Source organism: Streptomyces sp. NPDC058650 (assembly GCF_042717315.1).
In the GTDB taxonomy this organism is placed as follows: domain Bacteria; phylum Actinomycetota; class Actinomycetes; order Streptomycetales; family Streptomycetaceae; genus Streptomyces.
In genome coordinates, this window is the sequence record NZ_JBHXRL010000009.1 from 207,261 (window position 1) to 230,146 (window position 22,886).

Sequence of the window (22,886 nt, forward strand, 5' to 3'; positions counted from 1 at the left end):
CGGACGGACCGCCCATTCCGCCACACTGTCCGCCGAACGCCGCAATTCCGGTGCGGCGACGGAGGGACGTGAAGGCGATGGCCGTTTCCATTTCTGTCGTGGTGCTGCTGCTGGTGCTGGCCGTGATCTTCCTGCGCAGCGGCGGACTCAAGGTCACCCATGCGCTCACCTGCGCCCTGCTCGGCTTCTTCCTCGCCGGCACCAGCGTGGCGCCCACGATCCACAACGGCGTCGCCGCCACGGCCAACGTGGTCTCCAACCTCAAGCCGTGATCATTGCGCGATCGTGAACTGCCTGTGAAACACAGGGCAGTTGCATGTACATCTCACCGACTCGGGCCTAGCGTCGGCGGCCGGCGCGACAGTTTGTCAGCAACCCGAGGAGCCGCAGTGACCACCCACCCGCCTCGAAGACGAGCACGCGCGCTCGCGCTGATCGCCGCGCTGAGCGCGACCCTCCTCGCGGGCGCCGCCCCCGTCGCGCAGGCCGAGGAGATACCCCTCGCCATCGGCCACCGACTCGTCGACCACTACGAAGGCGCCCCCGCCACCGCCCGGCCCCTACCCGGCAAGGCCCCGGCCCAGCACCCGCACCTCGCCCCCAACGGGCGCAGCGGCATGCACGCCGACGGCGCGGGCAGCGGCACCCACCCCTACTCCGGTCCGCTCGGCCGCGACCCGCAGGTCGACAGCGAGAGGATCGCCCCCGTCGGCGGCGAGTGCGCCACCGTCACCTTCGACTCCGGCGGCCGCCTCGTCACCGTCTGCGGCACCTTCAGCGGCTTCCTCCTGAAGCTGCTCGATCCGCGCACCCTCGACACCCTCGCCGAGTACAAGCTGCCGCAGCGCTCCTCGACCGTCGAGGCCATCACCCGCCTCGACTTCGAGAAGATCTTCAAGGACACCTCCGGCGGTGCCTACTTCTACCTCGACGACCAGGACAGGGTCGTCCTCGCCGACTCCCGCCAGCACGTCCTGCGCATCGCCCACCGCCAGAAGGCCGACGGCGCCTGGGAGTTCGTCGTCGAGAACGACTGGGACCTCACCTCCCTCGTCCCGCACGACTGCGTCACCTGGACCAATCTCTTCCCCAGCGGCGTCTGCGACCCCGTCACCTCCGTCATGCCCGACTGGGACGGCCGCATCTGGTGGGTCACCCGGCTCGGCCGCGTCGGCACCGTCGACCCGGCGACGGGCGCGCTCCGCTCGATCAGGCTCGACGGCGAGGAGATCCAGAACTCGTTCTCCGTCGCCGAGGACGGCGTTTCCATCGTCACCGACCACGCCCTGTACGGCTTCCGCGCCGGCGCCGACGGCACCCCGCGCGTCGAGTGGCGCGAGACGTACGACCGGGGGACCGGCACCAAGCCCGGCTCCGTGAACCAGGGTTCGGGCACCACCCCCGACCTGTTCGGCGACCGGGACCAGTACGTCGCCATCACCGACAACGCCGACGACCGGATGAACGTGGTCGTCTACCGGCGCGGCGCCGACGTCCCCGCCGCCGAGCGTCTCGTCTGCGAGGTCCCGGTCTTCCGCTCCGGGGCCTCCACCACCGACAACTCCCTGATCAGCTGGGGCAACAGCCTCGTCGTCGAGAACAACTACGGCTACGAGAACCCGAGTACGCTCACCCTCGGCCGCAGCGTCGTCGGCGGCGCGACGAGGATCGACGTCCGCGCCGACGGCAGTGGCTGCGACATCGTCTGGGAGAGCGACGTCCGCTCGCCCTCCACCGTCCCGAAGCTCTCCACCGCCAACGGGCTGGTCTACTTCTACGAGAAGCGCCCGAACTCCTTCGGCATCGACGCCTGGTACCTCACGGCCGTCGACTTCCGCACCGGACAGCGGGCCTTCTCGCGCTTCACCGGCACCGGCCTCGCCTACGACAACAACTGGGCGCCGATCACCATCGGCCCGGACGGCACCGCGTACGTGGGCGTCTTCAACGGCATTGTCGCCGTCCGCGACAAGGCCTGAGCAGGCACACGGAACCGCCCCGGAGCCGAGAGGCGCCGGGGCGGTTCCGTGGTTCTCCGTTCGGGCGACGGGTCCGGTCAGACCATCTCGGGCATGTCGCCGACGGTGGTCTTGAGGTCGATGACCGCGAAGGCGGCGCCCTGCGGGTCGATGATCGCCGCGAACCGGCCGAACGGGCTGTCCATCGGCCCGAAGAGCTTCCGCCCCTTGAGGCGTTCGGCCGCCTCGACGGCCTTGTCGCAGTTGTCGACCGCGAAGTAGATCTGGATGTAGGGGGCGAATTCCGGGGGGAAGTCCTCCGGGGTCATCTTCATCCGCCCCAGGACCGGCATCTCCCCGCCCAGGTCGAAGACCCGGTAGTCGACGTGCTCGTCCTTCATCTTCTTGGAGGCGTAGCCGAAGACGGCGGTGTAGAAGGCGTCGGCCTTCGCCGGGTCCCGGGTGAACACCTCCGCCCAGGCGAACGAGCCGGTCTCACCCTCCAGTTCGAAGCCCTCGTGCACGCCCGGCTGCCAGATGCCGAACGTCGTGCCCGTCGGATCCTGCGCGAGGCACATCGACCCGAAGTCGCCGACCTGCATCGGCTCCATGAGGACGGTGCCGCCCGCCGACCGGATCTTCTCCGCCGTGGCGGCGGCGTCCGGCGAGGCGAAGTACAGACACCAGGCCGACTTCGGTTCGCCGTCCTGACCGGGCATCGGCGGCACGACGGCCGCGACCGCCTTTCCGTTCTTGTACGCCTGCGTGTAGTTGCCGTATTCCGTGGAGGACTCGCCGAAGGTCCAGCCGAGCACGTCGCCGTAGAACGTCTTGGCGCCCTCGACGTCGGTGAACATCGCGTCGGTCCAGACCGGCGTGCCTTCAGGTCGTGCGGCCATGACGGTGACTCTCTCTCTTGCGATCGATGTCGTGTTCCTGTGAGCCACGCTAGCCACGCCCGCCACACACCGCTCGGTGACGCAACGTGACCGTGCCCCCGCTGCTGCGATCATGGACGCATGAAGACGAGCGCGGAGCACGGGATCATCGCCGTCCCGGCGGGGCGGGTCACGCTGTCCGACCGGCGCACCGAGCGACGCTGGACGGTCGACCTCCAGGCGTACGGTCTGGCCGCCCACCCGGTCACCCAGGAGCTGTACGCGCGGATCACGGGAGAGCGGCCGAGCACCGCGCACGGTGACCGGCTCCCGGTGGAAGGAGTGTCCTGGGGGGACGCGATCCGCTTCTGCAACGCCCTCTCCGCCCGCGAGGGGCTCACCCCCGCGTACCGGATCCCGGGCGACGGCACGGACGGCGACCCGGACAGTGTCACGGACGGCGACCCGGACGGCGTCGAGTGGGACCGGGACGCCGACGGCTACCGGCTGCCCACCGAGGCCGAATGGGAGCATGCCTGCCGCGCCGGCACCACGGAGGCGCGATACGGGCCGCTCGACGAGATCGCCTGGCACCGGGGTAACTCCGCAGAGCGACTCCACGAGACCGGCGGACGCCGCCCCAACGCCTGGGGGCTCCACGACATGCTCGGCAACGTCTGGGAGTGGTGCTGGGACGTCTACGACGCCGAGGTGTACGGCGGCTACCGGGTGCTCCGCGGCGGCGGCTGGTTCGACGAGCACTGGAGCTGCCGCGCCTCCGTACGGCGCCGCAGCCACCCCACCCTCCGCATCGACGACGTGGGGTTCCGCCTCGCCCGCACCCTGACCGGGTGAGCGGCGGGGTCAGCGGGGCAGGCGGCTCATCGCATAGCGGTGGAACGGGCCGTCGGGCACCGGGAGCGAGGCCTGGGCAGGGGGCGGCTGCACGTTGCGGCGCGCCGTGGCGGGCTGATCCGGGGTGGACATGAGCCTCCTCTACCAGCAGCCCTCTCCGTACGGCAAAGACCCGTAACAAAACCATCTGAACCCCTTGAATCGTCCGAAAAAAGGAGGAAACTCATCCTTACACCGGACAACCGGAAAGAGCCGCACCCGCCGACGGAGACGTCCGAAGGCCCGCGTGACCCTTGACTCGGCTCTGGCCAGGCCCCCGGCGGGGCCGGTCGGGCACGGAGCCGTCGGCGACGGCCGACGACCGCGCGAACCGACCCGGACCGCCGGGGACTGTCATGTCCCGAGGGCACCGGTGGTTCCTCCGCCAGGCGGGGGGACCACCGCGACCGGACAGTGCGCGTGGTGCAGCACCGCATGGGCGACCGAACCGATGAGCAGTGAACCGATCCGGTGCCGGTGGTGCCGTCCCACGACCACCAGACCGGCATCCCGCGAACCCTCCACGAGCCGCCCCGCCGCGTCCCCCGGCACGACGGACTGAACCAGCCGGACATCCGGCCACCGCTCCGCGAAGGGCCGCAGCCGCTCCTCCTGCTCCCGCTCCGCCTCCCGCAGGAGCTCCGCCGAGTCGTCGGCCTCCGGCAGCGGCGGCGGCACCTGGAGCGCCGGGGACGGGGCGGCGAGCAGCGCCCCCGGCTGCGGGGGCATCCGGAAGGCGGTCACGACCTCCAGCGGCACGCCCCGCCGCTGTGCCGCCTCGAACGCGAAGGCCGGCACCTCGTCCGGGGTCTCCTCGGGGTGCAGGCCCAACAGGACCCGCCCCTGGTCCGGGGCGCCCGGCGACGCGACCGTACGCGCCTCGTGCGGCACGACCACGAGCGGGCAGGGCGCGGTCATCGCCAGCGTGCGGCTGGTCGAGCCGAGCAGCAGCGTCACGAAACCACCGTGCCCCCGCGAGCCGGTCACCAGGAGCCGCCCGCCCCGCGCGGCCGCCGGCAGCGCGTCGGCGACGGTCCCGTCGAGGGAGACGTACCGGACGGGAATGGTGTGCCCGCGCTCCTCCACGACGGTCCTGACCGCGTTCAGGACGGTGTCGGGCAGCTCCGGTTCCTTGCCCAGGGAGGCGATGCGGGCGGCCCCGAGCTGGAGCGCGTCGGAGCGGACATGGGCCACCACGACGAGCGCGCCGAGGCCCTCCCCGGCGCCCAGGGCCCACTCCAGGGCGCGGAGGCTGTGCTCGGAGCCGTCCACGCCGACGACGACCGGGGGCTCGGAAGCGGTGCTCGTGTCACTCATGGGGACATGACTCCCGCATCCGCCCGGACGCCACACCGGCCCGTACCGAATCGCTTCGGTACGGGCCGGCGGAGAAGAGTACGGGGAAGTGTCAGGCGCTCTGGTCGTTGCGCGCCCGCTCCGCGTCCCGCTCCTTGATGCGGACGGTCTCCGCGCGGACCTCCGACTGCGTGGCCCGCTCCTTCCGCAGCCACGCGGGGAGCTCCTCCTTGATCGCGTCGATCTGCTCGGTGGTGAGGGGCTCGGTGATCCCGCCGCGCGCGAGACCGGCGATGGAGACGCCGAGCTTGTTGGCGACGACCGGGCGGGGGTGCGGGCCGTTCTTGCGCAGCTCCTGGAGCCAGGCCGGCGGGTTGGCCTGGAGCTCGGTCAGCTCGGCGCGCGAGACGACCCCCTCCTGGAACTCGGCGGGGGTGGCTTCGAGGTACACACCCAGCTTCTTCGCCGCGGTCGCGGGCTTCATCGTCTGGGCGTTCTGGTGCGACGTCATGGTGCCAAGGGTATCGAGCATGCGGGCGACCTCCGACCACGTCCGCTACCGGTAGCCTTGCGGGGTGACAGGCTCGGACGTTTCTCCCGCGGAATCCCCTTCGGATTCCCCCGCCGCTTCCCCCTCTTCCGCTTCCGCTTCTCCTGCCTTCCGGCTCGCCTACGTCCCGGGAGTGACGCCCGCGAAGTGGGTGCGGATCTGGAACGAGCGCCTGCCCGACGTGCCGCTGACCCTCCTCGCCGTGGACCCGGCCGAGGCCTTCGGCGCGCTCCGGGACGGGGCCGCGGACGCGGGTCTCGTCCGGCTGCCCGTCGACCGGGACGACCTCAGCGCCATCCCGCTCTACACGGAGACCACGGTCGTCGTCGTCCCCAAGGACCACCTGTTCGCGGAGGTCGAGGAGATCTGGGCGTCGGACCTCGCCGACGAGCTCGTGCTGCACCCCCTCGACGACACCCTCGGCTGGGAGCAGCCGCCGGGCCGCCCCGCGAACGAGCGCCCCGAGACGACGGCCGACGCGGTCGAGCTCGTCGCGGCGGGCGTCGGCGTGCTCGCCCTCCCGCAGTCCCTCGCCCGGCTCCACCACCGCAAGGACCTCACGTACCGGACGCTCAACGACGTCCCGCAGTCGCGCGTGGCCCTGTCGTGGCCGGCGGCCGACGAGGCCCCCGACCTGGTGGAGGAGTTCATCGGGATCGTGCGCGGCCGGACCGTGAACAGCACCCGGGGCCGTCGTGCCGAGGCCCAGAAGGGGCAGAAGCAGCCGAAGAAGGAGCAGAAGCCCGGCAGGTCCGCGAAGCCGGGCGGCAGCGGCGCGCGCGGCGGCGGCAAGCCCACGACGGCCCGCAAGGGGGGCGCCAAGACCGGCGGCAAGGGCGGCGCGAAGAGCGGCGGCGCGGGCGGCTCCGGCCGCGGCAAGGGCGGAAAGCCCCGCGGCCGGTCCTGACGCCGTACGGTCCTTCGGTGTCGCCCCTGTCCGCACGGCGGACGGCCCTCACCGGGGCGGGGGTGCCTCGGCATACTGACCCCTCCTGATCATCGAGATCACACAGGAGGAGCTTTGGCCGCCAGTTTCAGGACCGTCGTCGAGGTGGGACCGGACCATCTCGAACGGGCCCGGTCCATCGACCGGGTGTTCCAGGAGGCGATCGCGCCCGCGACCGTCAACTTCGACTTCGAGGCGATACGGGCCGCGGCCGCGGCCGTCCCCGACACCACCGTCGTGCGGCAGGTCCGGGGCTGGGGGCTCCAGGAGCACGCCCCCGTCCTGGTCATGGTCCTCTCCCTGAAGGAGGCCGTCCGGCAGGCCCTTCCCCCGGAGTACGCGGAGGCGGGCTTCTGGGGGACCGTCGAGCGCGAGCTCGTCGACGCCTTCACCGGCCTCGCCGGGCAGGAAGGGCAGCCCGGACTCTCCTTCTACGAGGAGTCCGAGCAGCGCACCCGCTTCTACCGGGACCTGTTCTTCGCCCTCCAGGACGAGGAGACCGGGGAGGACATCTACGCCCTCGCCTTCTGCGTCGACGTGACCGTCGAGCTGCCGAAGGCCGAGGCCACCACCCTGGAGCTGACGGACGTCGTCCCCTTCGCCGTCCGGCTCAACGCGATCCTGGTCCGGCAGGCCCTGGCCGTCGCCGTCTGAGCCGTACCGGCCCGCCGTCCCGGGCCGGACACCGCGTACGGGACGCCTCACGCCTCGGCAGAGCTCAGCCCGGGCGGCGCCACCGTCCGCCCCGCGCCGCCGCGACGAGTTCCGGCACCGTCGCCAGCTTGACCCGGGGGCGCCCGGCGTCCCGGCCCCGTGCCCGCTCGGCACGGTCGATGGCCGCGAGACCGCGCGCGTCGACCAGACCGGCGCTGCGGCTCCGTACCAGCTTGCGGAAGGCCTGCGGCGTGCCCGTCGGGGAGGGCAGGGCGCCCGCGACCGCGTCCGCGAGCAGCGTCCCCACCGTCTCCTCCGCGCACGCCCGGTTGGCCCCGATGCCCCCCGAGGGCCCCCGCTTGATCCAGCCGACGACATAGCCACCGGGCAGTCCGGTCACCCGTCCGGTCTCGTGGGGCACGGTGCCGGTGGCCTCGTCGAACGGCAGCCCCGTCAGGCGCACACCGCGGTAGCCGATCGCCCGGACGAGCAGGCCCGCGCCGATCTCCGTGGCCGCCGGCGATCCGTCCTCCGTCACCCGGACCGCCCGCAGTCGCTCCGTACCGAGTGCCTCGACGGGTGCCGAGTGGAAGCGCAGGACGATCCGGCGCCGGTCCCGCGCGGGCTCCCCCGTCCAGTCCACCGCCTCGCGGGGCACGTCCCGCAGGAGCGCGGCCTTGTCCCCGGGCGCGGCCGCGTCGATCGCCTCCCCGGTGCGCGGGTCCCGGTCGTCGACGAGCAGTTCCACCCCCGCCAGGTGCTTCAGGGCGAGCAGTTCGGACGACGTGTACGCCGCGTGCTCCGGGCCCCGCCGGCCCAGCAGCACCACCTCGCGCACCGGCGTGCCGCGCAGGGCGGCGAGGGCGTGGTCGGCGATGTCGGTGGCGGCGAGGGAGTCGGGGTCCATGACGAGGACGCGGGCGACGTCCAGGGCCACGTTGCCGTTGCCCACGACCACGACCCGCCCGCCCGACAGGTCGACCGCGTGCGCGCCGGTCTCCGGGTGGGCGTTGTACCAGGAGACGACGGTGGTCGCGGAGACGCTGCCCGGCAGGTCCTCGCCGGGGACGCCGAGCCGTCGGTCGGCGGGCGCGCCCACCGCGTAGATCACCGCGTCGTGGTGCGCGGCGAGTTCCTCGACGGAGACGTCCCGGCCGATCTCCACGCCCAGCCGCAGCCGGACGCGGGGGTGGGAGTGGAAGCGGGCGAAGGCCTCCCCGGCGCCCTTGGTCGCCGGGTGGTCCGGCGCCACGCCGTAGCGGAGGAGACCGCCGGCGACCGGCAGCCGGTCGATCAGCGTCACCTCGGCGTTGGTGTGCAGCAGCAGGTCCTCGGCGGCGTACATGCCCGCGGGGCCCGTGCCGACGACCGCGATCCGCAGCGGGGCGAAGTCGGCGGGCAGCGAGCGGGGGAACGAAGGGGCGCCCCAGGGGTGGAAGTTGGGCGAGGCGAGCGCCGGTGCGGGTGTCCGGTTCGCGTAGTACTCGGCGTTGATCGCCTCGTACTCCCGCAGCCGTTCGGTGAGGCGGTCCGCCGGGAAGATCGCGTCGACGGGGCAGGCGTCGGCGCAGGCGCCGCAGTCGATGCAGGCCCGGGGGTCGACGTACAGCATCTCCGTGGTGCCGAAGTCCGGTTCCCCGGGCGTCGGATGGATGCAGTTGACCGGGCAGACGGCGACGCAGGTCGCGTCGTTGCAGCAGGTCTGGGTGATCGCGTAGGTCATGTCGTCGGCTCTGCTCTGCTCGGCTCGGAGGGATCGGCTCGGAGGGGGGCTCGGCTCGGTGGAGGCTCGGCTTGGTGGGGCTCGGCTCGGTGGGGTCAGGCGAGGTGGAGTCAGACGAGGTGGGCGCGCCGGTAGAAGAACAGCGCGGGCCGGGTCAGCATCCCGACGTCGGCGAGGAACTCCATCAGTCCGGAACAACTGGCGCGCAGCTGTGCCTTGTAGTGCTCGTTGGCGGCCGCCTCGCGGCGGGCCCGCTCGGGGTCGAGTCCGGCCCGCACGTACACCTCCGGGTTCACCAGGCTGGTGATGATGTAGTACGCGGCGATGGCGACCACGAGGGCCTGGAAGCGGCGGCGCGCCGCGCTCGCGCGGGCGAGGTTGCGGCGCGTCTCGTCCCGGGCGAACTTCATGTGCCGGGATTCCTCGACGACATGGATGTTGCTGATGGTGCGCACGAAGGGGACGACGCGCTCGTCGCGCATCCAGTCGCGCTGCATGACGTCGAGGACCTCCTCGGCGACGAGGATGCCGGCGTACGCGGCTTCGCCGAAGCCGACGGTCTTCATGAGACGCCCGAGTTCCAGCACGGCCCGCTTGGGCCGGTACGCGGGCGCGCCCAGCTTCTGGGAGCCCCGGGCGAACATGATCGAGTGCCGGCACTCGTCGGCGATCTCGGTGAGCGCCCACTGGAACCGCGGATCGGTGTGATCCATGCGGTAGATGTCGCGGAGCACCATCTGCTGGAGGATCATCTCGAACCAGATGCCCGTGCTGGCCACCGAGGCGGTCTCCTGCCGGGTCAGCTCCTTGCGCTGCTCCTCGGTCATCTCGGTCCAGTACGCGGTGCCGTAGAGGGAGTTCCACTCGGGGCTCTGCCCGTGGAAGTCCTTGTCGAGCGGGGTGTCCCAGTCGACGTCGACGGCGGGGTCGTACGACAGCTTCGCCGCGGACCGGAGCAGCCGCTCGGCCGTGGAGTTGTCGTACTGGTCCTCGGGCTCCGGGCGAACGGTGCTGCTTGCCATGGTGCGGCTCCTCGGATCGCGTGATCGGTGGCTCGGACGCTTATTAGACGCTGCGTCTAGCAAGCTTGTTAGACGGAACGTATAGCAAGGGTCCGGGGCAGGCCTACCCCTCGGTACGGACTTTTTCCGGCGGGCACGCGAACGGGGCCGGAGCCCAGTGGGTTCCGGCCCCGTCAAGGGGTCACGCTCGGTCGGAACGACCGTGTCAGAAGGTCAGGTTCCAGGCGTCGATCTTGCCCGTGTCCTGGCTCGCGTTGTCGTTCACGCGGAGCTTCCAGACGCCGTTGGCGACCTCCGCCGAGGCGTTGACCGTGAACGTCTGGACGATGTTGTCCGTACCGCTGCCGGTCCTGTTGTGGACCGTGTAGACGGTGCCGTCCGGAGCCACCAGGTCGACCTTCAGGTCACCGATGTACGTGTGCTTGACGTCCACGCCCACCTTGAGGGTCGCCGGAGCGTTGCCCGTCACTCCGCTGACCGTGATCGGGCTCTCGACCGTCGCGTTGTCGGCGATCGTGACATCGGTCAGGGACTCGAAGTACGCGCCGGGCGGCGGGGTGGTGCCCCCGACGGCCTTCAGGGCGTCGACCGCGCCGTCGCCGAAGAAGCCGTTCTTGGTCGTGGTGCCCTTGCAGCGGGTGTCCGAGGGGCACGCCCGGTCCGTGGCCTGGACGCCGAGCTGGTCCCGGATCTGCGCCGGGGTGAACGACGGGTTCACGCTCGCGATCAGCGCCGCGACGCCCGCCACGTGCGGGGAGGCCATCGACGTGCCGTTCATGTTGCCGTACTTGCCGCCCGGGAGCGTCGAGTAGACGCCGGAGGCGCCGTCGCCGCCGGGGGCAGCGATGTCGATGACGCCGTTGCCGAAGTTCGAGTACGAGGCCTTGGCACCGCCGTTGCCCTGCGCGGCGACGGTCACGACACCCGGGAGCTCCGTCGGGATGTCGATGCAGGCGTTGGTGATCGTGCGGGTGACCGGCGTCGAGTCGTTGGGGGACTCGGAGTCGGTCGTCTTGTTCGCCAGGTCGTAGTTGGAGTTGCCGGCGGCGGCCACCTGGAGCGAGCCCTTGCCCTCGGCGTACGCCTGGGCGCGGCGGACGCCCTCGATGATGGCGGCCTGGTCCACGTTGTCGGGGCAGTTGAACGCCCACGGGTCCGTGTAGTAGCTGTTGTTGGTGACCTTGAAGCCGTGGTCACCGGCCCACACGAAGCCGCAGATCGTGTTCTCCGCGAAGAACAGGCTGCTGACCGGCTCCGCGATGCGGACCGAGGAGATCTTCACGCCCGGCGCGACGCCGATGACGCCCTTGCCGTTCTTCGCCGCCGCGATCGTGCCCGCGACGTGCGTGCCGTGGGTGCCGACGTCACGCCAGGCACCGGCGCGGGTGTCCGCCTTGCCGTAGGCGCAGGACGCCGAGTCGGCCGCGTTGAAGTTGGGCGCGATGTCCTGGTGCTGGTCGTCCACGCCGGTGTCGAGGACGCCGACCTTCACCGAAGCCGAACCGGTGGTGACGGCCCAGGCCTGGTCGGCCTTGATCTGCGTCATGTCCCAGCGGTTGGACTCCGTCAGCGTCGTCGCGGACTGCGACGGGTTGGCGGGGAGGGCCGGGTTGTAGGCGTCGGCGGGGACGTCCGACGTACGGGTCGCCCCGACCTGCTGGACGCCGCCGACCGTGCGCATCGACGAGGCGAACGACGCGGAGGTCGAGTGCGCCACGATCACGCCGATCGCGTCGTAGGTGGCGAAGACCGAACCGCCGTTGCTCGCCACGGCGCCGCTCACGGCGGAGGTGCCGCCCGGCGCGGTGATCACGAGGTAGGCGCGGGTGCCCGCGGCCCAGGCCGCCGGTGCGGCGGCGGTCGAGGTGGCGGTCTGTGCCGTGGTGGCCTGTGTCGCCCCCGCCGAACGGGCCGCGACGGGCGCGGTGTCCGACGGTGCTGCCTGGGCGAATCCGGCGGGAGCGGCGAGCGCCACGGTCGTACCGAGGGTCGCGACGGCGATGGCCGAGAGTCTCAACCGGCTGGATATCTGGGAAAACAATGCGTCCTCCGATGACCCGGTGGCGCGGGTGGCGCCCGCCGGGCCCTGTGATGTGTGGGGTGGACGCAAGATCCCAGACTCGCCGGACGGAAGGAAGTGTTCTGTCCGAGAAGCCTGTTCGCGTTACGCACTGTTGACCTGTCGGTGCCGGGAAGACGCGGGAATCAGCCGTCCTGTCCCGTTCGTTCTCGGAAGCCGGACGGAAGCCGGACGGAAGCCGGACGGAAGCCGGACGGGAGCGGCGCGCGTACGGGGCGGGTGGTTCCCGCCCCGTACGGGGTCCGACAGGTGAGGCGCCGGCCTACTTCAGGTACGGGCCCGTGGCGCCGATCTTGCCCGGGCCGTTCAGGACGTACACCCGGAGGTTGCCCTTGCCGGGCGCGCCGACCGAGAGCGTTCCGTTGGTGACGGTCTTCACGTCACCCGTGACCGCGTCGGTGTACGTGCCGTTCGGGATGCCCGAGTAGGTGGCACCGCCCGAGATCGTGACGAGGGCGAAGCTGTCCGTCGTGCCGCTGGTGTAGCGGCGCTTGAACGCCATGCCGCCCGAGATGCCCTCGGTGGAGTACTGGCCCATCTGGAGGGCCGGGATCGCCCGGCGGATCTGGTTGAGCCGCTGGACGTGCTGCGCCAGGGGCTGCTGGAGGGTGGTGGCGACGGCGCCGGAGGCCGAGGAGACCTGGGAGAAGTCGGAGGCCGTGACGGAGCCGGCGACGTGGTCGCCGAAGTACGCGCGGCCGGTCGTGGCGAGCGGGCAGGACGGCCCGCAGTCGATCTTCTGCCCCTTCTGGAACTCGATCTCCGAGCCGTAGTAGAGCGTCGGGATGCCGCGGAAGGTCCACATCAGCGACATGTTCTCGGCCCAGGCGTCGGTGCCGCCCGTGTACCGCTCGCTGGACTTGTTGGGACCGTAGTCGTGGCTGTCGACGTAGACGACGTTGTAGGTGGCGTCGTTGTAGCTGTCGTCCGAGTCCTTGCCGTTGGAGAAGGCGTTGTACGCGTCACCGAAGTTCATGTGCATGCGCATGTCGATGACGTTCATGCCGGAGAAGCGGCTGTGGTCGGGCGTGTGGTAGCTGTTCCCGTTCAGGAAGGCGTTGGTGGAGGTGGGCTGGCTGCCCGTGCCCTGCTGCTGCTCGTAGTCGTACATCTCCAGGGCGGCCTTGGCGTCGTCGGCGTCGTACTCCTTGCGCTCCTTCCAGGTGAAGAACTGCGCCGAGTGGTTCACCGAGCCACGGTTCCACTTGTCGTTGACGAAGGCGGCGACCTCGCCGAAGACGAAGAAGTTCCGTGCCGCCTCAGCGCCGTGACGCTGTGTCACCCGCTCCTGGATCGCGGGCAGGAAGCGGCGGTTCCAGGTGGTGCGGGGGATGTGCACGGCCGTGTCGACGCGGAATCCGTCGACGCCCATGTCGATGTACTTGTCAAAGGCGCCGATCAGGTAGTTCTGAACGGTCGGGTTCTCGGTGTTGAGGTCGGCGAGGTCCTCGTGCAGCCAGCACGAACGCGAGTCCTCACCTTCCCAGTTGCCGATCCAGCACTGGTGGAAGAGGGCCTTGGGGAACATGCCGGACGTGGGGCTCGGCCACTGGCAGTTGTAGACGGTGTAGCCCTCGGCGCTCTTGCCGCCCGTCGGCTTGCCCCAGTTCAGGCAGGTGTTGCCGGTCGGCTCGGCCGTCGACCACAGGTCGCCGTTGTAGTGCGACTTCCCGGACTTGGCGTCGACCGTCAGGCCGTCGTACTCGAAGCCGGGCTGCTTCTCGTCGTAGTACCAGCTCCACTGACTGTCGCGGACGCCGTACACGGTGGGCACGAACAGGCCCTTGGCGCCCCAGCGGGAGGAGTGGTTGTAGACGACGTCCTGGTAGATCTTCATGCCCTTGGCGTGGGCGGCGTCGATCAGGTCCTGGTAGGAGGCCCCGGCGGACTCCAGGCGCGGGTCGACCTTGTAGAAGTCGTAGCCGTGGTAGCCGTGGTAGTCGTAGTCCGAGCGGTTGAGGACCACCGGGGTGACCCATATCGCCGAGAAGCCGAGGCCCTTGACGTAGTCCAGCTTCTGGACGAGTCCCTTGAAGTCGCCCCGGAACATGGGGTCGTCGTTGGCCGCGTTGCCGGACTTGGTGTGCTGGCTCCCGCCGCGGTTGTTCGACGGGTCGCCGTCGTTGAAGCGGGCGGTGAGGACGAAGTAGATCGGGTCCTTGCGCGGGTCGGTGCCGAGCGGCTTCCCGGCGGCGGGGGTCTGCGGCTTGTCGCCCGTGGTCGCGGTCGCGGCGGTGGAGGCCGCGGAGACGTTCCCCGCGGCGTCCACGGCCTTCACCGTGTAGCCGTACGCGGTCCGTTCGGCGAGTCCGGTGTCGGAGAAGACGGTGGAGCCGACGTCGGTCACGACCGTGCCGCCGCTGCCGCCCGACCGGGTCACCTGGTACTTGGTCACCCCGCGGTCGTCCGTGGCTGGATCCCAGGTGAGCAGGACGGAGACGCCGTCGGCGGCGGCGGTGACCCGGGTGGGCGCCGTCGGGGCCTGGGTGTCGGGGACGGCGGCGGCGCACGGGTCGGACGCGTTCGCCGTCACCACGTTGTTCCGTACGGTGCTGACGCCCGTACCGATCGTGTAGTCCGAGCCGCGGTTGTTGTCCCAGGTGCCGTTGCCGTTGTTGAAGGCGGCCTTGAGGGAGGCGGCCGTCCCGAGGTCGACCTCCCGCTTCCACCAGCCGGCGCACGCCGCCTGCATGCCGACGCCGGGGACGGTGGTCCAGGCGCCGCCCGTTGGCTGGTGGTGGACGTTGACGGTGGACCAGCCGAGCGCCTCGGTCGAGTAGTAGACCGTGGCCTTGGCGGAAGGCGATGGGGTGGGGGTGGGGGTGGGGGTGGGTGTCGGCTCGGTTCCGGCGCAGGGGTCGGAGTGCGCGACGACCCCGTCCTTGACGGTGATGGCGCCGGTGCCGAGGGCGTAGTTCTTGCCGCCGTTGTTGTCCCAGGTGCCGGTGCCGTTGTTGAACGTGGCCTGAAGGCCCGCGGCCGTGCCGAGGGTGACGGTCTTCTTCACCCAGTCCGTACAGGCCGCCTCCATGGCGACGCCGGGGACCGTGGTCCAGGACCCGCCGTCGGGCGCGTAATGGAGGTGGTGGAGGGCCCAGTTCTTCGTCTTCGTCCAGTAGAAGACCGTGGCCGTGTTCTCGGCGGCGGCCGCGACCGGTGCGGTGCGGGGCGAGGTACCACCGGGGGGCGAGGCGACCACCAGGCCGAGAACGCCGGCGGCGGCCGCCAGTGCGGCGGCCGCCAGTGCGGCGACCGGGCGGGCCGGCAGCCGTCTGCGGGTGCGTGTCATCTGAATCTCCAGGCAGGGCCGCCGCGTCACCGGTCGGAGCTCGCCCCCTGACGGGCCGTGAGGTCCTTTGGAAACACAGTCGGAAACTTTCAGAAACATCTTGCGTGGCCGGAAGCTACCGCTGCACGGCCCGCCCGTAAAGGGATCCGACGGAAGAGGGGCCCGCGGCCGGATCGGCCACGGGCCCCTCAGGAGTGCTCGTGAGTGGGGGGGATCGGGAGGTGATTCCCCGTCAGGGGCGGGGCCAGGGGCGGCCCTCCAGGCGCTCGATGTCCCGATTGAAGCGTTCCAGGAAGCCGGCGAAACGGGCCACGTCTTCCGGTGACCAGTGCTCCATGACCCGCTCCAGGCCCTCGATGTTCGACGCCCGGTCGGCGTCGAGGCGGTGCTCGCCCTCCTCCGTGATGCGGAACTTGCGGGCGATGCCGCCGTCGGGGTCGGGGATGCGCTCGACGGCCCCGGCGCGGAGCATGGCGGCGGTCTGCCGGTTGAGGGTGGAGGCGTCGAGGCCGAAGGCGTCGCTGAGCTGCCCGATGGACATCGGCCCGTGCATGCGGATGCGGCTCAGCAGGACGTACGCGCTGCGGTCGAGGTGACCGCCGGCGGCGCGGGAGCGGGGCGCGTACAGATGGGCGTGCCGGCCGAGCAGCATGGTCTCGAACTCGACCAGGTGAGTGGGCTTGTCCACGGGCTTGTCCATGGGGTCATTCTCTCTCGCGGCGACATGATGTGCATCATGCACGACTTGTGTATAACGCAAGAGCTGTGCATGATGCACATCATTCACAGTGGAAAACCGAGGGAGAACCCGTGGACGGCTCCAAGCCCGAAGCCCGCACCGGAGGCGTCGTCGGCGTCCTCGCCCTTGCGGGCATCGTGGCCGCACTCATGCAGACCCTGGTGGTGCCGCTCATCGGCGACCTGCCGAAACTTCTCGACACCGCGCCGTCCGACGCCTCCTGGGTGATCACCGCCACCCTGCTCGCCGCGGCCGTCGCCACCCCCGTCGCCGGCCGCCTCGGCGACACCCTGGGCAAGCGCCGGGTCCTCCTCGCCTCGGTCGTTCCGCTGATCGCCGGATCCGTGGTCTGCGCCCTCGCCTCGTCCGTCGTCCCGATGGTCGTCGGACGCGGCCTCCAGGGCCTCGGCATGGGCGTCGTGCCCGTCGGCATCAGCCTCCTCCGGGACGTCCTGCCGCCCGAGAAGCTCGGCGGCTCCATCGCCCTGATGAGCGCCTCCATGGGCGTCGGCGGCGCCCTCGGCCTGCCCTTCTCCGCCGCCGTCGCCGAGAACGCCAGCTGGCGGGTCCTCTTCTGGGTCGCCGCCGCCTTGAGCCTCCTCGTCGGCCTCCTGATCTGGCGCGTCGTGCCCGCGGGCCCCCGCAACCCCGCACCCGGCCGCTTCGACGTGCCCGGCGCCCTCGGCCTCGGCGTCGGACTCGTCGCCCTCCTGCTCGCCGTCTCCAAGGGCGCGACCTGGGGCTGGGGCAGCGGCACCACCCTCGGCCTCTTCGCCGGCTCGGCCGTCGTCCTGCTCGCCTGGGGCGCGTGGGAGCTGCGCACCCGTGACCCGCTCGTCGACCTGCGCGTCACCGCCCGCCCCGTCGTTCTTCTGACCAACGCGGCCTCGGTGCTCGTCGGCTTCGCCATGTACGCGCAGTCCCTGGTCGTCCCGCAGCTGCTCCAGCTGCCCGAGGCCACCGGCTACGGCCTCGGCCAGTCGATGATGGCGATGGGCCTCTGGATGGCCCCGGCGGGCCTGATGATGATGGTCCTGGCCCCGCTCGGCGCCAAGCTGTCGGCCGCGCGCGGCCCCAAGGTCACCCTCTCCCTCGGCGCCCTGGTCATCTCCGCCGGATACGCCTCCTCCCTCGCGCTGATGGGCTCCACCTGGGGCCTGCTCGTCGTGACGCTCATCTGCAACACGGGGGTGGGACTCGCCTACGGGGCGATGCCGGCGCTCATCATGGGCGCGGTGCCGCAGGAGGAGACGGCGTCGGCCAACAGCTTCAACACCCTGATGCGGTCCATCGGCACTTCCGTATCGGCGGCCGTCATCGGTGTCGTCCTCGCCCAGATGACCACCACGCTCGGCGGCCACGTCCTGCCCTCCGAGGGCGGCTTCCGCGCCGCCATGATGATCGGCGCCGGGGTCGGTCTCGTCGCCGCGGTCGTCGCCGCGCTCATCCCGGCCAAGACCCCGGCGACCGGCACGCACGGCACGCCCGGCACCGAAACCGGCACCGAATCCCACGCCGGGACCGACGCGGGGTCCGAGGGCGCTCCGCGCGCCGCCCTACGCTAGGCATCCGGGCCAACGCCATCGCACCGGGGGCGCCGCGGGTAGTCCGGCCGTGGCATCCGTCGGCCTGCTCCGACGCGCAGTCCCCTTTGGAGCCGGTCAGTTCGCCCCCGTGTCCAGCGTGAACAGCGCGCCGTCCGGGTCGCGTACGACCGTACGATGCCGGTCGGCGCCGAGGGGGGCGCGCACCCCGCCCCACTCGCCGCCCGGCACCACCGAACCGCCGTGCTTCACGACCGCGGCCGTCGCCGCCTCCAGATCCGGCACCCGGAACCGTACGAGCCAGCGGGGGCGCAGCTGCGGCCGGGGTGAGCCGGACTCGACCGGGCCGCTGTTCAGGCGGGCGACGGCCTCGCCATGCCACCGCAGCACCACCTGCTCCTCCTCGTACGAGACCTCCACGCCGGACGGGCTCCCGTCCGCCCAGCCGAGCACCCCGCCGTAGAAGACGGCCGCGTCGAACGCGTCCCGCGTGTGCAGCTCAAGCCAGGCCGGCGCCGTCTGCTCGCCCACGCGCCAGCGCGTGATCAGCCGCCCCTCCCAGACGGCGAACTGGGCGCCCTCCTGGTCCGTGGCGAGCGCCGCGCGCCCCCGGGGCGGGAAGGCGACCGGACCCACGCCGACCGTGCCGCCGCGCTCCCGGATCCGGGCCACCGCCGCGTCGGCGTCGTCCACGGCGAAGAACGCGGTCCAGGCCACCGGCACCGCCATCTCGGAGGCCACCGCCGCGATCCCGGCCACCGGCACCCCGTCCCGCTCGCCCACCGCGTAGGCGTCGCCGAGAGCGCCCCGGCGGAACGTCCAGCCGAGCACCGCCCCGTAGAAACGCTCCGCCGCGTCGAGATCGCGCGCGGCCAGATTCAGCCAGCACGGCGCGCCCACTGCCTCCGCGCTCACCGCCACTCTCACCATCTCCTCGGTCCACCGTTCACAGCGGGTCGCCCGACGCCGCCCCGCGCCCCTTCCCCGCCCGACCGGTCCGCATGCGCGCGTTCACCCATGTGCCGCCGATCACCACACACGCGGGTGCGCCGACCGGCCGGATATCGTCCGATCATGAGCACGCGGCGCGTCGAACGACCGGTCACCCTGAGGGAAGCCCCCGCCCACGGCGCCGCGGCCCTGCTGCTGCGCCCGTGGACGTACGAGGACGCCCACGTGCTCGTACGCCACCACGCGGACGCGCAGCTCCGCTCCTGGCTCGTCACCCACCTGGACACCGTCGACGAGGCCCGGGCCTGGGTGGACGCCCAGCGCCGGGGCTGGGAGGCGGGGACCCGGGCGGCGTTCGCCGTCGTCGCGACCGGACCGGCCGGGCCGTCCGCACCGCTCGGGCACATCGCCCTCACCACCGGCACAGGCGCGGACACGGCCACCGGCGCGGCGCCCGTGCGGGTCGGCTACTGGACCGCCGCCGAGGCGCGCGGGCGCCGGATCGCCTCCCGGGCCCTGACCCTCGTCTCCCGATGGGCGGCCCGCGACGGTGGCCCGTTCGCCGGACGGCCCCTGGAACTCGTCCACGCCGTCGGCAACGAAGGCTCCTGCCGGACGGCCCTCGGCTGCGGCTTCCCACTCACCGGCATCCTCCCCGCGGACCCGCCGGGCAGGCCCCGCGCCCAGCACCTCCACACCGCGGTGGATCAGGGCGTACCGCGCGGCACACGGGAGGCATAGGCGCGGACGTCGGCGTCGGGGTCGTCGGCCGCCCCGGCGAGGGCGGCGCGGGCCGCCGGCTCGGCGCCGTGCGGGAGCAGCGAGAGGACGGCGGCCTTGCGGACGTCCGCGTTCGCGTCGCCAAGGGCTCCGGCGAGCGCGGGAACCGCCGGCGCGGACGGTGCGGCGCGCAGCGCGGTCGCCGCACCGGCCCGGACCTGCCAGGCGGCATCCGCCAGCGCCGCCACCGCGGCCGCCGCGTACTCCGGCGGGCAGCCCGTACCCGCGAGGGCGGCCAGCGCGGCCCCCCTGACCAGCGGGTCGGGGTCGTCGAGGAGCGGGTCGAGCGGCTTCGGGGCCGGTGCGCGCACGGCGGCGAGACCACGGGCCGCTTCTCCACACCCTTGTCCGGGTCGATCCCCGCCCGTCGGAGCGCGCGGACGAGCGAAGCCGTCGGCCGCCGAACCGACGCTGGTGGACACCTTCCTCCCGCGCAGGTCGGCGAGGGAGCGGAGCGGCGAACCCGGCGCCGTCACCACGGTGTTGAGCCCGCCACGCTGGTTGTAGCCGGTCACCGAGACCAGCCAGGTCCGCTCCTTGAGCTGGACGCCGCGCGCCGCGTTGATCAGCAGCGGGAAGTCGCCCATCGACCCGATGTCGATCTTCCCGGCGGTCATCTGCGCGGTGATCGGTGCCCCGGTCGCGTAGTCCTGCCACACCACCCGGTAGGCGACGCCGTCCCGCTTCCCGCGGGCCGCGAGCTCCTCCTCGAAGTAGCCGAGGGAGCGCAGCAGCGTGCCGGCGGTGACGGTGTTGATGGTCTTCGACTGGTACCCGACGGTCACGGTGACCGTCTTCGCGTCGCCCCCGCCGCCTGCGCCGGCGGAGCCGCCGCAGGCGGTGGCCAGCGGCAGCAGCAGGGCCAGGGGAACCAGCGGTCCTTCCGTACGCCTCTGACCTGCGGAGACGGGGGGGCGAGATCCGCCACCTGGCCGCCCAGCTGGTGGACGGCCGGGTGCCCACACTCCGGATGGGGATCGTCAGGCGGCCCGGGCCGCGACCTGCGTGTGCAGGGCGACGGAGAGGTGATGGTGGAGGGCGCCGAGGACCGGCTCGCCCGGGGCGAAGAGGCCGGTGGCGAGCTTCCAGTACCGGTGGATCACGGGGCCGTCGTTCCGCGCGAGCAGGCCGACGAGGCGGCGGCGGAACGCGGGGGTGTCCGATGCGCCGCTCGCACGGGCGTAGGCGGAGACGAAGCAGTCGAGAGCCCCGCCGTGTACGGCCGTCGTGGAAGCGGCCAGCGCGTACGCCTCGGCCAGACCCTCGTACAGCACCTCCGGCCGGTACTCCCCGTCCGGCAGCGGCGGCGCCGGACGGAACTCCGGCCGGTCGAGGCGCGGATCGGTGACCAGTTCGTGCAGCCTGGCGAAGGCCAGTACCTGCGCGGGGCTCGGTTCCCGCGGAGGCCGCGGCACCACCGAGTCGAGGACCATCGACACCGTACGGGACGGCAGCCGTACCGGCAGTGTCCGCCGCCAGAACCGGGCGAGGGCCGTCGTGTCGGGCGGCACGGCCACGGCACCGACCAGCCGCAACCGCTCGGCGCGTTCCCCGGACGGGCAGTCCTTGAGCAGCCGCAGGGACGCCTCGCGCCAGCGCAGCGCGGCCAGTTGGGAGGTCACCTCGCGCAACTGCCCCGAGACGACGTCCTCCAGGGCCTCGTCCCGAGCGAGGACCCGCTCCACCTCGGGCACCGGCAGGTCGAGCGCGCGCAGCGAACGGATGAGCCGCAGCCGGTCCAACGCCTCGGGACCGTACCGCCGATGCCCGCCCGAGCTGCGCCCCGCCTCGGGGAGCAGACCCCGGTCGGAGTAGTAACGCACGGTCTTCACGGTGGCCCCCGCCCGCTCGGCGAGTTCCCCGATGCTCCACATCCCGTCGCACGACACGAGGGGAACCCTACGTCCGTGCGCTCCCGGGCGGCCCTTGAATCTCCCCCAGGGGGAGTTCCTAGCGTGGCCGCGACGCATCGCCCAGGAGTCGCGAGGAGACGATCATGACCGCGTTCGTGCTGGTGCCGGGCCCCTTCACCGGGGGCTGGGTGTGGGAGGAGACGGCCGTACGGCTCCGCACGGCGGGCGCGGAGGCGTACCCGGTGACGCTCACCGGGATGGGCGACCGGCGCGCCGAGGCCGGGCCCGGCACCGATCTGGCGACGCACGTCGAGGACCTGGTGCGGCTCGTCGACGGGATCGCGGATCCCGACGTCGTCCTCGTGGGGCACGGCTACGGCCTCCACCCCGTCCTCGGCGCAGCCGACCGGCGGCCGGAGCGCGTCGCCCGGATCGTCGCCCTCGACACGCCTCTCCCGCAGGACCGGGAGGCGGCCGTGCGCTCCGTGCCCGACCCGGACGTCCGGGCGCGGCTGGCGGACCCGACCGGGGCGGCCGGGGACGGCGGGCCCGTACCGCCGCCGACGCGCGACACCTGGCCGAGCTGGGGCAGTACCGAGGGCGTCCCCGCCGAAGCGCTGAACCGCCTGGAGCGGCTCGCCGCGCCGCAGCCGCCGGGCACGCTCACCCAGCCCCTGCGCCTGACCGGCGCGGCCTCCGCCCTGCCGGTCACCGGTGTCCTGTGCACCGCCAACGGGTCGAGCATCGACCTCGTCGAGATGCTGGTGGAATCGGGCCCGCCGCAGTTCCGGGCGCTCGCCGACGCCGGGATCCGATTCCTCGAACTGGCCACCGGGCACTGGCCGATGCTCTCCGTTCCCGGACAGCTCGCGGAGACGCTGCTCGGCGCGGCGGCCGGCGAGGGCCATCGGGTGCACGTCCCCGCGCGGGATCCCGAGCGCGCCCACGCACCCGAACGGCCCACGCACCTCCTGCCGTTCCTCCTGGACGTCCCCGAGGCGCCGCGCGAGCGGCGGGGACGGATCGACCTCCACCTGCCGGCGGCCCGCGAGGACGGCGACCGTCCCCGGCCGGCCGTGGTCTTCGTCCACGGCGGACCGATCGCCCCCGACCAGCGGCCCACCCCGCGCGACACGCCGTTCTTCCTCGGATACGGCCGCTACGCGGCGAGCCTCGGCGTCGTCGGTGTGACCCTGGACCACCGGCTGCACGGCCTCGCCGACTATCCGCGGGCCGCCGAGGACCTCGTCGAGGCCGTCGAACTCGTCCGCGCCGATCCGCGCGTGGACGCGGACCGCGTCGCCCTCTGGTTCTTCTCCACCGGCGGGCTGCTCGCCGCGGACTGGCTCGCCGCGCCCCCGCCGTGGCTGCGGTGCGTCGCGGCGAACTACCCCGCCCTCGCGCCGCTGCCCGGCTGGGGTGCGGTGGAGTCCCGCTTCCGTCCGGTCGACGCACTCGGTCCGGAGCGGGCCGGGCCGCCGGTCGTCCTCACCCGGGCCGGACGCGAACACCCCGCCTTCGCGGCGACGGTCCAGGACTTCCTGGACGCCGCCGCGAAGAACGGGGTGGAGGTCGAACTCGTCGACGTGCCGCTGGGCCGCCACAGCTTCGAACTGGTCGACCCGACCGACGCCTCCCGCGCCGCCGTGGAACGGGCGATGCGCTCCGTCCTCCGGCGGCTGCGGGACTGACCCCTGCCAGGACCCGGCCCCCCCGCCCGGACCCGGCC

General features: G+C 72.4%; 20 protein-coding genes and 1 pseudogene. 8 read left to right on the forward strand and 13 right to left on the reverse strand.

Annotation, left to right across the window (positions count from 1 at the left end; genetic code table 11):
* The first annotated feature begins 77 nt into the window (after positions 1–77).
* Together ACFWWU_RS18760 and ACFWWU_RS18765 are read left to right on the forward strand one after the other, a co-directional pair.
* Positions 78–272, forward strand: coding sequence for a hypothetical protein (locus ACFWWU_RS18760; RefSeq protein ID WP_317601587.1), 195 nt, complete (start codon positions 78–80; stop codon positions 270–272).
* A gap of 117 nt (positions 273–389) precedes the next feature.
* Positions 390–1,979 carry a hypothetical protein gene (locus ACFWWU_RS18765; RefSeq protein WP_384146435.1) on the forward strand — a complete coding sequence of 530 codons (1,590 nt, stop codon included), beginning with the start codon at positions 390–392 and terminating at the stop codon, positions 1,977–1,979.
* 77 nt (positions 1,980–2,056) lie between these two features.
* Here the strand turns inward: ACFWWU_RS18765 and ACFWWU_RS18770 are convergent, their stop codons facing one another.
* Positions 2,057–2,857 (reverse strand): VOC family protein, encoded by an 801-nt coding sequence (locus ACFWWU_RS18770; protein ID WP_384146438.1) that lies wholly within the window; start codon positions 2,855–2,857, stop codon positions 2,057–2,059.
* A gap of 120 nt (positions 2,858–2,977) precedes the next feature.
* On the opposite strand from ACFWWU_RS18770, the gene ACFWWU_RS18775 reads away from it, so the two are divergent.
* Positions 2,978–3,691, forward strand: coding sequence for a formylglycine-generating enzyme family protein (locus ACFWWU_RS18775; RefSeq protein WP_384146440.1), 714 nt, complete (start codon positions 2,978–2,980; stop codon positions 3,689–3,691).
* 9 nt (positions 3,692–3,700) lie between these two features.
* Here ACFWWU_RS18775 and ACFWWU_RS18780 read toward each other — a convergent pair whose 3' ends face one another.
* The 3 genes from ACFWWU_RS18780 to ACFWWU_RS18790 form a co-directional block, all read right to left on the reverse strand.
* Positions 3,701–3,823, reverse strand: a complete 123-nt coding sequence (locus tag ACFWWU_RS18780) for a hypothetical protein (RefSeq protein ID WP_384146442.1) — start codon at positions 3,821–3,823, stop codon at positions 3,701–3,703.
* Between the two features lie 261 nt (positions 3,824–4,084).
* Positions 4,085–5,047, reverse strand: a complete 963-nt coding sequence (locus ACFWWU_RS18785) for a universal stress protein (RefSeq protein ID WP_384146445.1) — start codon at positions 5,045–5,047, stop codon at positions 4,085–4,087.
* Between the two features lie 91 nt (positions 5,048–5,138).
* The gene (locus ACFWWU_RS18790) at positions 5,139–5,537 is read right to left on the reverse strand and encodes a DUF5997 family protein (RefSeq protein ID WP_384146448.1); all 399 of its coding nucleotides are present in this window, start codon (positions 5,535–5,537) and stop codon (positions 5,139–5,141) included.
* Positions 5,538–5,601: 64 nt separating this feature from the next.
* Here ACFWWU_RS18790 and ACFWWU_RS18795 point away from each other — a divergent pair, with 64 nt between their 5' ends.
* Positions 5,602–6,483, forward strand: coding sequence for a LysR family substrate-binding domain-containing protein (locus ACFWWU_RS18795; RefSeq protein WP_384146451.1), 882 nt, complete (start codon positions 5,602–5,604; stop codon positions 6,481–6,483).
* A gap of 114 nt (positions 6,484–6,597) precedes the next feature.
* Positions 6,598–7,176 carry a Type-2Aa cytolytic delta-endotoxin gene (locus ACFWWU_RS18800; RefSeq protein ID WP_384146454.1) on the forward strand — a complete coding sequence of 193 codons (579 nt, stop codon included), beginning with the start codon at positions 6,598–6,600 and terminating at the stop codon, positions 7,174–7,176.
* 64 nt (positions 7,177–7,240) lie between these two features.
* On the opposite strand, the gene ACFWWU_RS18805 is transcribed toward ACFWWU_RS18800, so the two are convergent.
* From ACFWWU_RS18805 to ACFWWU_RS18825, 5 genes are all read right to left on the reverse strand, one after another.
* Positions 7,241–8,899 (reverse strand): FAD-dependent oxidoreductase, encoded by a 1,659-nt coding sequence (locus ACFWWU_RS18805; RefSeq protein ID WP_384146456.1) that lies wholly within the window; start codon positions 8,897–8,899, stop codon positions 7,241–7,243.
* 110 nt (positions 8,900–9,009) lie between these two features.
* The gene (locus ACFWWU_RS18810; protein WP_384146459.1) at positions 9,010–9,921 is read right to left on the reverse strand and encodes a diiron oxygenase; all 912 of its coding nucleotides are present in this window, start codon (positions 9,919–9,921) and stop codon (positions 9,010–9,012) included.
* A gap of 205 nt (positions 9,922–10,126) precedes the next feature.
* Positions 10,127–11,923: a S8 family serine peptidase gene (locus ACFWWU_RS18815; protein WP_384146734.1), complete on the reverse strand. Its 1,797-nt coding sequence runs from the start codon at positions 11,921–11,923 to the stop codon at positions 10,127–10,129.
* A 340-nt stretch (positions 11,924–12,263) separates the two neighbouring features.
* Positions 12,264–15,290: a carbohydrate binding domain-containing protein gene (locus ACFWWU_RS18820; RefSeq protein ID WP_384146462.1), complete on the reverse strand. Its 3,027-nt coding sequence runs from the start codon at positions 15,288–15,290 to the stop codon at positions 12,264–12,266.
* A gap of 232 nt (positions 15,291–15,522) precedes the next feature.
* Positions 15,523–15,990: a MarR family winged helix-turn-helix transcriptional regulator gene (locus ACFWWU_RS18825; protein WP_384146465.1), complete on the reverse strand. Its 468-nt coding sequence runs from the start codon at positions 15,988–15,990 to the stop codon at positions 15,523–15,525.
* 110 nt (positions 15,991–16,100) lie between these two features.
* Here ACFWWU_RS18825 and ACFWWU_RS18830 point away from each other — a divergent pair, with 110 nt between their 5' ends.
* Positions 16,101–17,594: an MFS transporter gene (locus ACFWWU_RS18830; RefSeq protein ID WP_384146468.1), complete on the forward strand. Its 1,494-nt coding sequence runs from the start codon at positions 16,101–16,103 to the stop codon at positions 17,592–17,594.
* Positions 17,595–17,690: 96 nt separating this feature from the next.
* Here ACFWWU_RS18830 and ACFWWU_RS18835 read toward each other — a convergent pair whose 3' ends face one another.
* Entirely contained in the window at positions 17,691–18,503 is an 813-nt protein-coding gene (locus tag ACFWWU_RS18835) for a VOC family protein (RefSeq protein ID WP_384146470.1), read from the reverse strand.
* 144 nt (positions 18,504–18,647) lie between these two features.
* Between ACFWWU_RS18835 and ACFWWU_RS18840 the strand changes: the two genes are divergently transcribed.
* On the forward strand, positions 18,648–19,265 hold the full coding sequence (locus ACFWWU_RS18840; RefSeq protein ID WP_384146473.1) for a GNAT family N-acetyltransferase: 618 nt from the start codon (positions 18,648–18,650) through the stop codon (positions 19,263–19,265).
* Here ACFWWU_RS18840 and ACFWWU_RS18845 read toward each other — a convergent pair.
* From ACFWWU_RS18845 to ACFWWU_RS18855, 3 genes and pseudogenes are all read right to left on the reverse strand, one after another.
* Positions 19,232–19,615 carry a HEAT repeat domain-containing protein gene (locus ACFWWU_RS18845; protein ID WP_384146476.1) on the reverse strand — a complete coding sequence of 128 codons (384 nt, stop codon included), beginning with the start codon at positions 19,613–19,615 and terminating at the stop codon, positions 19,232–19,234. The genes ACFWWU_RS18840 and ACFWWU_RS18845 overlap by 34 nt on opposite strands.
* 20 nt (positions 19,616–19,635) lie before the next feature.
* Positions 19,636–20,179 (reverse strand): annotated as a pseudogene (locus ACFWWU_RS18850) (ABC transporter substrate-binding protein); the annotation flags it as partial.
* A gap of 105 nt (positions 20,180–20,284) precedes the next feature.
* Complete coding sequence (locus ACFWWU_RS18855; RefSeq protein WP_384146479.1) at positions 20,285–21,193, reverse strand: MerR family transcriptional regulator; 909 nt, start codon at positions 21,191–21,193, stop codon at positions 20,285–20,287.
* A gap of 107 nt (positions 21,194–21,300) precedes the next feature.
* Here ACFWWU_RS18855 and ACFWWU_RS18860 point away from each other — a divergent pair, with 107 nt between their 5' ends.
* Complete coding sequence (locus ACFWWU_RS18860) at positions 21,301–22,848, forward strand: alpha/beta fold hydrolase (RefSeq protein WP_384146482.1); 1,548 nt, start codon at positions 21,301–21,303, stop codon at positions 22,846–22,848.
* Positions 22,849–22,886: the final 38 nt, after the last annotated feature.

Bases quoted from the DNA above. Each gene is read 5' to 3' on its own strand.
- ACFWWU_RS18770 (WP_384146438.1), bottom strand. From the start codon at position 2,857: ATGGCCGCACGACCTGAAGGCACGCCGGTCTGGACCGACGCGATGTTC.
- ACFWWU_RS18835 (WP_384146470.1), bottom strand. From the start codon at position 18,503: ATGGTGAGAGTGGCGGTGAGCGCGGAGGCAGTGGGCGCGCCGTGCTGG.
- ACFWWU_RS18760 (WP_317601587.1), top strand. From the start codon at position 78: ATGGCCGTTTCCATTTCTGTCGTGGTGCTGCTGCTGGTGCTGGCCGTG.
- ACFWWU_RS18805 (WP_384146456.1), bottom strand. From the start codon at position 8,899: ATGACCTACGCGATCACCCAGACCTGCTGCAACGACGCGACCTGCGTC.
- ACFWWU_RS18825 (WP_384146465.1), bottom strand. From the start codon at position 15,990: ATGGACAAGCCCGTGGACAAGCCCACTCACCTGGTCGAGTTCGAGACC.
- ACFWWU_RS18775 (WP_384146440.1), top strand. From the start codon at position 2,978: ATGAAGACGAGCGCGGAGCACGGGATCATCGCCGTCCCGGCGGGGCGG.
- ACFWWU_RS18785 (WP_384146445.1), bottom strand. From the start codon at position 5,047: ATGAGTGACACGAGCACCGCTTCCGAGCCCCCGGTCGTCGTCGGCGTG.
- ACFWWU_RS18840 (WP_384146473.1), top strand. From the start codon at position 18,648: ATGAGCACGCGGCGCGTCGAACGACCGGTCACCCTGAGGGAAGCCCCC.
- ACFWWU_RS18790 (WP_384146448.1), bottom strand. From the start codon at position 5,537: ATGACGTCGCACCAGAACGCCCAGACGATGAAGCCCGCGACCGCGGCG.
- ACFWWU_RS18810 (WP_384146459.1), bottom strand. From the start codon at position 9,921: ATGGCAAGCAGCACCGTTCGCCCGGAGCCCGAGGACCAGTACGACAAC.
- ACFWWU_RS18860 (WP_384146482.1), top strand. From the start codon at position 21,301: ATGACCGCGTTCGTGCTGGTGCCGGGCCCCTTCACCGGGGGCTGGGTG.
- ACFWWU_RS18780 (WP_384146442.1), bottom strand. From the start codon at position 3,823: ATGTCCACCCCGGATCAGCCCGCCACGGCGCGCCGCAACGTGCAGCCG.
- ACFWWU_RS18820 (WP_384146462.1), bottom strand. From the start codon at position 15,290: ATGACACGCACCCGCAGACGGCTGCCGGCCCGCCCGGTCGCCGCACTG.